Source organism: Thermomonas sp. (genome assembly GCF_035369645.1).
Classification (GTDB): Bacteria; Pseudomonadota; Gammaproteobacteria; order Xanthomonadales; family Xanthomonadaceae; genus Thermomonas.
This window is the reverse complement of sequence record NZ_DAOOUM010000054.1, coordinates 6,640-15,288: the sequence shown is the minus strand read 5'-3', so window position 1 is coordinate 15,288 and position 8,649 is coordinate 6,640. Positions and strand designations below refer to the sequence as shown.

Here is an 8,649-nt window from a genome sequence, read left to right as displayed (position 1 = left end):
ACGTGGCCTTTGTCATTCTTCGAAAACAGCCCGCCGCGTTCCAGCAATTGCATGCGCTGCGGGGAGCTGCCAAGCGCATCGCGCAGCGCATTGAAGCCATCCGGTGCATAGCCAATCGCGTAGCGTTCAAGGATGTCGGCGGCGATACCGCGCTGGGCAACATAGGTCCGCGCTTTGTCGCTGCGCGCCAGTTGCTGGCGGAAAAAATCGGCAGCGTCTGCCATCGCGCCGTAGAGGTCACGGGTGTCCGGATTGGCATTGCGCTGGGCGGTATCGCGCGGCACCTCCATGCCCACGCGCGTGGCTAATTCTTCGACGGCGTCAAGAAATTCAAGGCGGTCATATTGCATCAAGAACGACAGCGCGGTGCCGTGTGCACCACAGCCGAAGCAGTGATAAAACTGCTTGGTTTGCGAGACGGTGAAGCTGGCGCTGCGCTCGTCGTGGAAGGGGCAACGCGCCGCGTATTCCTTGCCTTGGCGCTTCAGCGGGACGCGCGCACCGACGATCTCGACGATATCCGAGCGCGCCAGTAAATCATCGATGAAAGCGTCAGGGATGCGGGCCATGCGCTTGCAGTATGCGGCTTATAGCTCGTCGTGCGCGGCCAGTGCGCGCAAGGCATCGCCTTCCAAGCGCTGCACCGTCCATTCCTGCATGCCCACCGCGCCGATGCTGCGATAGAAGGCAATGGCGGGTGTATTCCAGTCCAGCACGCTCCACTCAAAGCGCCCGCAATCACGCTGCACCGCCAGCCGCGCCAGCGCGGCCATCAAGTGCTTGCCTAACCCTGCACCACGAAACTGCGGGCGCACGAACAGGTCTTCCAGATACAGGCCGCGCTTGCCCAGAAATGTGCTGAAGTTGTGGAAGAACAAGGCAAAACCCGCCGCTGCGCCATCCACTTCGCCAATCAAGACTTCCGCCGCCGGCTGCGCACCAAATAACGCCGCACGCAGATCGTCATCGGTGGCCACGGCAGCATCCGCCAAGCGTTCGTAGTCGGCCAATTCGGCAATGAATTGGCGGATCAACGGCACGTCGTCGGCATTGGCGGGGCGGATAACGATGAGGTGATCAGTCATGGCGGGATTCGCGGATCAAGACAGTTTTTGCTTCACCAGCTTGCTGACCAAGCCCATGTCGGCTTGCCCGGCCAGCGCCGGCTTCAGCACGCCCATCAGCTTGCCCATGTCGGCGGCAGACGCTGCGCCGGTGGCGGCAATGGCCTTGTCGATTTCAGCCACAATCGCGGCCTCGTCCATCTTCGCCGGCAGATAAGCTTCGATCACGCCCAGCTCATAGCGCTCGATCGCGGCTAAATCTTCGCGTGCGGCGGCTTCGAACTGGGTGATCGAGTCTTTGCGCTGCTTGACCATTTTTTCCAGCACGGCCAAAACCAGCGGGTCTGTCATGTCGATGCGTTCGTCGACTTCTTTTTGCTTGATCGCGGCATTGATCAGGCGAATCACCGCCAGCCGGTCTTTTTCGCCGGACTTCATCGCGGTTTTCATATCGTCGGTGAGTTGCTGCTTCAGGCTCATGGTGGCCTCCATTTCAATAATCAAATTGCAGAAACGCGAAAAGCCGGCCACGCTTGCACGTGCCGGCTTTCGCAGACCCCAACCGCGCTTAGTACATGCGTTGGCGCTTGGTGACGTCACGCGAGCTGCGGCGCGCCTGACGCTTCACGGCGGCAGCGGCTTTACGCTTGCGCTCTTGGGTCGGCTTTTCGTAGAACTCACGCTTGCGGGTTTCAGCCAGCACGCCGGCCTTTTCGCAGGTGCGCTTGAAGCGACGCAGGGCAAATTCAAAAGGTTCGTTTTCGCGGACTTTGACGCTTGGCATCGGGAAATCTCAATTCTGGGAAATCGCCCGTCGGGTGGGGCGAGCCGCGCATGATAGCAGCCAAACCAAATCGGGTGCAAGATACCGGGATGAAAGTTCTTGGTATTGAGTCCTCTTGCGACGAAACCGGCGTTGCCGTGTACGACACCACCCAAACGGGCGCGGCGGGCCTGCGCGCGCATGCGGTGTACAGCCAGATCGCCCTGCACGCCGAATACGGCGGGGTGGTGCCGGAGCTGGCCAGCCGCGACCATGTGCGCAAATTGCTGCCGCTGATCCGGCAAACCTTGGCCGAGGCGGGCTTGGGGATGGGCGATATTGACGGTGTGGCCTACACCGCCGGCCCCGGGCTGGTGGGGGCATTGCTGGTGGGCGCCGGGGTGGCGCGTTCACTGGCGTGGGCGCTGGACGTGCCGGCCATCGGCGTGCACCACATGGAAGGGCATTTGCTGGCCCCGTTGATGGAAGATGACGCCCCGCAGCCGCCATTCGTGGCCTTGCTGGTGTCCGGTGGGCACACCCAATTGGTGGCGGTGGACGCCATCGGCCAGTACCGCTTGCTCGGCGAAACCTTGGACGATGCCGCCGGCGAGGCCTTCGACAAAACCGCCAAAATGATGGGCCTGCCGTATCCGGGCGGGCCGCAACTGGCCAAATTGGCCGAATCCGGCACGCCGGGGGTATTCAAGTTTTCGCGGCCCATGACCGACCGCCCGGGGCTGGATTTCAGCTTCAGCGGGCTAAAAACCCAAGTGCTGCTGGCATGGCAGGCGTCCGATCAGTCGGAACAGACCCGCGCCGACATCGCCCGTGGGTTTGAAGATGCGGTGGTGGACACCTTGGCGATCAAATGCCAGCGCGCGCTGGATGCGGCCGGTTGCGACACCTTGATTGTGGCCGGCGGGGTGGGGGCCAACAAGCGCCTGCGCGAAAAACTCAACGCGATGTGCAGCAAACGTGGTGGCCGCGCCTGCTTCCCGCGACCGGCGCTGTGTACCGATAATGGCGCGATGATCGCGTTTGCTGGCGCACTGCGTTTGGCCGCTGGGCAGCACGATGATGCGGTGATCCGTGCGGTGCCGCGCTGGGATATGGCCACGTTGACCGCAGTGTGATGCTGCGGCGTACGAGTGCGATGCGGTAGGCACCGCCCGACGGTTGTGCGGGTATCCTGTTGGCATGAACGACATCGTCTTTATCGAAGGCCTGCGCATCGACGCCCTGATTGGGGTGCACGACCGCGAACGCCATACGCCGCAGCCGCTGGTATTCGACATCCAAATGCGCTTTGACAACCGCATCGCGGCCACTAGTGACACGCTGGCCGATGCGTTGGATTACGAAGCGGTGAGTGCGCGGTTGGCTGGCTACATCGCGCAGACCGATTTCATGCTGGTGGAAACGCTGGCCGAATGCTGCGCCGATTTGATCCTGACCGAGTTCGGGGCCAAGGGTGTGCGCCTGAAACTTGCCAAGCCCGATGCGCTGGCCAATGCGGCGGCGGTGGGCGTGCAGATCGAGCGCGGGAGTTTTTCGTGAGCGTGGTGCTGGTCACCGGCGCGTCGCGCGGGATTGGTCGCGCCATGGTGGCGCGCTTCGCACGCGAAGGCTGCACGGTGATTGCCTGCGCACGCGGGGAAGCCGGCTTGGCGGCATTGCGCGTGGACGTTGCCGGCATTGAAACGCATGCCTGCGATATGCGCGATGCGGCATCGGTCGATGCGTTGGCGAAAGCCGTGTTGGCCCGGCATGGCGCGGTGGATTTGCTGGTCAACAATGCCGGCGCATATCGGCCGGGGCAGATCAGCAATGAAGACGACGATGCCTTGCTGGACATGTTGCAAGCCAATCTGTTTGGCGCGTATCGGCTGAGCAAACGACTGTTGCCGGCGATGATCGAACGGCGCCGCGGAATGGTGTTGAACGTGTGCAGTACCGCGTCGATTGCGGCGTATCCCAATGGAGGTGCCTACAGCATTGCCAAGCACGCGTTGTATGGGTTTTCGCGCAATCTGCGTGAAGAAATGAAGCCGCATGGCGTGCGCGTGGTGGCGCTGTTGCCGGGTGCCACCTTGACCGATTCCTGGGCGGGGGTGCCACTGCCGGACGCGCGTCTGATGCCGGCAGATGATGTCGCTGAGGCGGCGTGGATGGCGTGGGTGATGTCCGCGCGCACGGTGATCGAGGACATCGTGATGCGTCCGCAGTTGGGTGATATCAGCGACAAGGATTTTGCATGAACGAGACGGTGACCATTCGCCTTGCCAAGCAGGCGATGAAATTTTCGGCCGCGCACTTCACCATTTTTTCTGCCAGCGAGCGTGAGCGCCTGCACGGCCACAATTTCCGCGTGGAAGTGGACATCGAAGCGCACATGCTGGGCAATGGCATGTGCTTTGATTATGGCATCTACAAAGACACCGTGATTGCGCTGTGCCGTGAATTGAACGAATGGATGATCCTGCCCACACGCTCGCCATACCTGCAGATTGAGGAGCAGGGCGAGCATGTGATCGCGGTGTTCAATGGCCAGCGCATTCCGTTTTTGCGCGCCGATGTACTGCTGTTGCCGATCGAGAATGTCACGTTGGAAGAATTTGCCGCACATTTTTTGACGCGGCTGACGGCCGATCGCGACGAGCTGCGCCAGCACCGCATTCGTGCGATTGAAGTGCGGGTGTTTTCCGGCCCCGGGCAAAGCGCGGGCCGTCGCCTGCGGGTAGACCCATGAGTCCGCTGGGCGCGCCTTCTGCCGATGCGCAAGCACATAGCGCGCATCTGCGCGAGGTGATCCAGGAGCAGATCATCGCCGCCGGCGGCAGCATCCCATTCTGGAAGTACATGGAGCTGGCGTTGTACACGCCGGGTTTGGGCTATTACAGCGCCGGGGCACATAAATTCGGCAAGGGCGGGGACTTCATTACCGCGCCGGAGCGCTCGCCTTTGTTTTCGGCTGGCGTGGCCACCGCGATTGCCCCTGCCTTGCGGCAGGCAGGCAAAGGCGCGGTGTTCATGGAGTTGGGCGGCGGTAGCGGTGCGTTTGCCGAAAGTTGCCTGCTGGCCTTGCAGGACATCGGCGTGCTGCCAGCGCGCTATGCGATGTTGGAACCCAGCGCCGACCTGCGCCAGCGCCAGCGCGAGCGCTTGCAGGCGCAGCTTCCTGCTGAATTGTTTGCGCGTGTGGAATGGTTGGATGGGCCGATTGCAGAGATTTGGAATGGCGTGTTGTTTGCCAATGAAGTCATAGACGCACTGCCGGTGCCGCGCTTTGTGATTCGCGCGGGCGAGGTCATGGAAGAACACGTCGCGCTGGATGGCGAAGGGCGCTTTGTGCGTACTGAAAAACCCGCCGATGCAATGTTGATTGGCGCGGTGCGCAATATCGAACGCCGCTTGCCAGAACCTCTGCCAGAAGGCTATCGCAGCGAAGCCTTGGCGCAATTGCCGTACTGGATGCAGGCGGTGGTGGGGGGGCTGCAAAACGGCGCGCTGCTGTTGATCGACTACGGTTATGCACGCAGCGAGTTCTACCAGCCCGAACGCAGTGATGGCACCTTGCGCGCCTTCCGCCAGCAGCATGTGACCAACGACGTATTCGCATGGCCGGGCCTGCAGGACATCACCGCGTCGGTGGATTTCACTGCGGTGGCGGAAGCTTGCGTGGGGGCGGGCTTCGAGTTCAGTGGCTATTGCTCGCAATCCAGTTTCTTGCTGGGCAATGGCCTGGAGCGACATCTGCAGGCGGCAGAAGCGCAGGCCGCCGATGAGGTGGCGCGCCACAATCTGCGTCAGCAGGTCAAACACCTGACCTTGCCCAGTGAAATGGGCGAGCGCTTCCAGGCGATTGGCTTCCAGCGCGGTGTGGAGCTGGATGCGGCGTTCTTGCTGGGTGACTTGAGCCACCACTTATGACAACACCGCCGCGCCACTTTGGGCGCTCACTCAAGCCTTTCCATTACCCACGTGCATGGATGGTGCTGTGGATATTGGCCATCGCGATTGTGGTTGCCGGTGAGTTGTTGCCGGGCAAGGATTTGCCGTCGCTGTCGATGAGCGACAAAAGCGAGCACTTCATTGCGTATGCCTTGCTGTCGGCCACTGCGGTGCAGTTATTTGCTCGGCGCTTGTCGTGGGCATTTGTGTGCTTGCTGCTCGTGTTGATGGGCATTGCGCTGGAGTTTTTGCAGGGGGCCATGGGGTTGGGCCGCAGCATGGATCGCTATGACGCACTGGCCAATACCATCGGGGTGTTGATCGGTCTTGCTACCGCATTCACGCCGCTGCGGGATCTGTTGCTGTGGGTGGATCGACGCTTGTCATCCAGGAACTGAAAGGAAAGCATCACGATGCAGATAGTGGCCAACACCGCGCCACGGCGTTTTGTTTCGGTGGATGTGCTGCGCGGCTGGGCGGTGGTGGCGATGCTGTTGGTCAACTATCCCGGAAGTTGGGATCATGTCTTTGCACCGCTGGAGCATTCCGAATGGAATGGCTTCACACCCACCGATTTGATCTTTCCCCATTTTCTGTTTGTGGTGGGCGTCTCGATTGCGCTGGGCCTGCGCCCGGGGGGATCGCTATCCAAGCTGTGGTTGCGCGCATTGCGGTTGGTGGTAGTGGGCATGGGTCTGTATCTGGTGGCCATGTGGGGCTACGACAAAGCGCACTTCCGCGTCTGGGGTGTCTTGCAGCGCATCGGCCTGTGCTACGGCGTGGCCGCTACGCTGGCGTTGACGCTGCACCCACGCATGCAATGGGCGGTTATCGGCGGCATTCTGCTGGGCTATTGGGTGCTGCTCGCATGCAATGGCGGCTATGTGCCGTGGGACAACCTGGCCAGCCGCATCGACACTTGGTTGGCGGGCGTGCACAACTATCAATTCGATGCCGCCACCGGCAAAGCGCATGACCCCGAAGGCCTGCTGAGTACCTTGCCGGCGATTGCCACCACCCTGCTTGGCGTGCGCGCAGGTAGCTGGTTGCGTGAGTATGGCGGCAGCCGTTTGTTGCTTGCCGGCGTCGTGGCGTTGGCCATCGGCTGGCTGTGGCATCTGCTGATGCCGATCAACAAGAATCTCTGGACTTCGTCATATGTGGTGTACGCCGCCGGCTGGTCGCTATTGCTGCTGGCACTGTTTCATTGGTTGTTTGATCTGCGCGGCGCGTACCCCTTGGGGCGCAGTATGGGCATCAATGCCATCACCGCGTATGCCGGTTCGTGGTTGATGGCCTGTGTCTTCGAAAAGCTGGGCGTATTTGCAGCGGCCTATGCGCAGGCTGCGGCGTTGCTGGATGCAGGCAAACTCGCGTCATTGACCGTGGCGGTGGTGTTCGTCGCGTTTTGGTGGCTGTTGATGTGGGCGATGGAAAAGAAAGGTTGGCGGATCACGATTTAGCCGCCGCAATCGCGGCGCTACGCGCCTTGCGCAACGCCTCGCCAAATGCGGGGCCGCGGATGCCTTGTGCTGCGATGGCATCACTGCGTACCGCCAGCGCCGCCGCATGCAACCGACGCAAGGTGTTGGCCTGCGGGTACGCGGTTTCAGCATGACCCAACCGCCCACGCGCATCGGCTTCGCACACCGTGGCCAGCTGGTCGATGCGAGCCGGTTTGCGAAAGCCATCGCAACGGGCGATCAAGTCGTGCACGGTGCTGGGTTTGAGTTCGTCGATGCGATGCACATTGAGGTGCTCGCGGCAGCACAGCATCGCCAGCTCGCGATATTCGGCGGGCACTTTCAAGCGCTCACTCAAGGCCTGTGCGGGCGCGACGCCGCGATGCTCGTGCAGCAAATGACGTGGCCATTCTGCGGCCGGTGTCAGGGCTTTGCCCAAGTCATGGCAGAGCGCGGCGTAGCCAATGGCATCCTCGCCCGGAGCCAGCTGCGCAGCCATGTCGCAAACCAGTTCCAGATGCGTGCCGGTATCCACTTCCGGGTGATAGTCCACGCGCTGCGGTACGCCGTAGAGGGCGTCCACTTCAGGCAGCACCGCATGCAGGGCATTGACTTGCCGCAGCGTGTGCAAAAATGCCGAAGGCTTGGTGCTGCGCAGGGCTTTGCCCAATTCTTGCCATACGCGCTCCGGCACCAGTGCGTCTAATTCGCCGCTCGCGGCCATTTGCTGCATCAGCGCCAAGGTTTCGGGGGCGATGGTGAAGCCCAGCGACGCAAACCGCGCCAGCAACCGTGCCGCACGCAGGATCCGCAATGGGTCTTCGGTGAACGCTTCGCTGACATGGCGCAACACCCGCGCCTGCACGTCGGCCACACCGCCAAATGGATCCACCAAATGGCCATCATCGGCACGCGCAATTGCGTTGATGGTGAAATCACGGCGACGTAAATCGTCATCCAAACACACCGATGGGTCGGCATGCACCACAAACCCGGTATAGCCGCGCCCGGATTTGCGCTCGGTGCGCGCCAGCGCGTGTTCCTCGCCGGTGTCGGGGTGCAAAAACACCGGGAAATCCCGGCCCACCTGCTTGAAGCCGGCATCCAACATCTGCTGCGCGGTTGCGCCCACCACCACATAGTCGCGGTCGCCAGGCGTCAGCCCCAACAAGGCATCGCGCACGGCGCCGCCGACGAGATAGGTTTGGGTGGTGGCTGGAAGTGGCGTGGGCATGTGGGTTTATCGGCGCTTTTGCGGTTTGTTGGCAGGTGGCGCTACTGTAGGCGGCGCTGCGGTTTTTATTGCCTCGGGCGCTGGGCATTCAAAGCCCTTGCGCGGGCCGGTGGTGATGCCCAAAAGGCGGTCGGACAGGCGCAGGGCATCGCCGTTGAGACGCCAGTCGTA

Annotated in this window: 12 protein-coding genes; 7 read left to right on the top strand and 5 right to left on the bottom strand. The window is 61.9% G+C overall.

Annotation, left to right across the window (positions count from 1 at the left end; genetic code table 11):
- The 4 genes from PK789_RS10055 to rpsU all read right to left on the bottom strand — a co-directional run.
- Window positions 1–569 (bottom strand): CHC2 zinc finger domain-containing protein (locus PK789_RS10055; protein ID WP_324308618.1); only part of this gene is annotated, 569 nt, incomplete at its 3' end.
- Between the two features lie 18 nt (window positions 570–587).
- Window positions 588–1,085: a GNAT family N-acetyltransferase gene (locus tag PK789_RS10050; RefSeq protein ID WP_324308617.1), complete on the bottom strand. Its 498-nt coding sequence runs from the start codon at window positions 1,083–1,085 to the stop codon at window positions 588–590.
- Between the two features lie 15 nt (window positions 1,086–1,100).
- Window positions 1,101–1,544, bottom strand: coding sequence for a GatB/YqeY domain-containing protein (locus PK789_RS10045; RefSeq protein ID WP_324308616.1), 444 nt, complete (start codon window positions 1,542–1,544; stop codon window positions 1,101–1,103).
- A gap of 88 nt (window positions 1,545–1,632) precedes the next feature.
- Window positions 1,633–1,848, bottom strand: a complete 216-nt coding sequence (gene rpsU, locus PK789_RS10040; RefSeq protein ID WP_115647413.1) for a 30S ribosomal protein S21 — start codon at window positions 1,846–1,848, stop codon at window positions 1,633–1,635.
- Between the two features lie 89 nt (window positions 1,849–1,937).
- On the opposite strand from rpsU, the gene tsaD reads away from it, so the two are divergent.
- The 7 genes from tsaD (at window position 1,938) to PK789_RS10005 (ending at window position 7,244) form a co-directional block, all read left to right on the top strand.
- The gene (gene tsaD, locus PK789_RS10035; protein ID WP_324308615.1) at window positions 1,938–2,963 is read left to right on the top strand and encodes a tRNA (adenosine(37)-N6)-threonylcarbamoyltransferase complex transferase subunit TsaD; all 1,026 of its coding nucleotides are present in this window, start codon (window positions 1,938–1,940) and stop codon (window positions 2,961–2,963) included.
- 64 nt (window positions 2,964–3,027) lie between these two features.
- A complete protein-coding gene (gene folB / locus PK789_RS10030) occupies window positions 3,028–3,387 on the top strand; it encodes a dihydroneopterin aldolase (RefSeq protein ID WP_324308614.1) in 360 nt (119 codons plus the stop codon).
- Window positions 3,384–4,088 carry an SDR family oxidoreductase gene (locus tag PK789_RS10025; RefSeq protein WP_223625594.1) on the top strand — a complete coding sequence of 235 codons (705 nt, stop codon included), beginning with the start codon at window positions 3,384–3,386 and terminating at the stop codon, window positions 4,086–4,088. Before folB ends, PK789_RS10025 begins: the two co-directional genes overlap by 4 nt.
- Window positions 4,085–4,579 (top strand): 6-pyruvoyl trahydropterin synthase family protein, encoded by a 495-nt coding sequence (locus tag PK789_RS10020; RefSeq protein ID WP_223625597.1) that lies wholly within the window; start codon window positions 4,085–4,087, stop codon window positions 4,577–4,579. The genes PK789_RS10025 and PK789_RS10020 overlap by 4 nt, the downstream gene beginning before the upstream one ends.
- Complete coding sequence (locus PK789_RS10015) at window positions 4,576–5,760, top strand: class I SAM-dependent methyltransferase (protein WP_288968854.1); 1,185 nt, start codon at window positions 4,576–4,578, stop codon at window positions 5,758–5,760. The genes PK789_RS10020 and PK789_RS10015 overlap by 4 nt, the downstream gene beginning before the upstream one ends.
- Window positions 5,757–6,179, top strand: coding sequence for a VanZ family protein (locus PK789_RS10010; RefSeq protein ID WP_288968855.1), 423 nt, complete (start codon window positions 5,757–5,759; stop codon window positions 6,177–6,179). Before PK789_RS10015 ends, PK789_RS10010 begins: the two co-directional genes overlap by 4 nt.
- A 15-nt stretch (window positions 6,180–6,194) precedes the next feature.
- Window positions 6,195–7,244: an acyltransferase family protein gene (locus tag PK789_RS10005; RefSeq protein WP_324308613.1), complete on the top strand. Its 1,050-nt coding sequence runs from the start codon at window positions 6,195–6,197 to the stop codon at window positions 7,242–7,244.
- Here the strand turns inward: PK789_RS10005 and PK789_RS10000 are convergent.
- On the bottom strand, window positions 7,234–8,478 hold the full coding sequence (locus tag PK789_RS10000; protein ID WP_288968859.1) for a multifunctional CCA addition/repair protein: 1,245 nt from the start codon (window positions 8,476–8,478) through the stop codon (window positions 7,234–7,236). The genes PK789_RS10005 and PK789_RS10000 overlap by 11 nt on opposite strands.
- Between the last annotated feature and the right edge of the window lie 171 nt (window positions 8,479–8,649).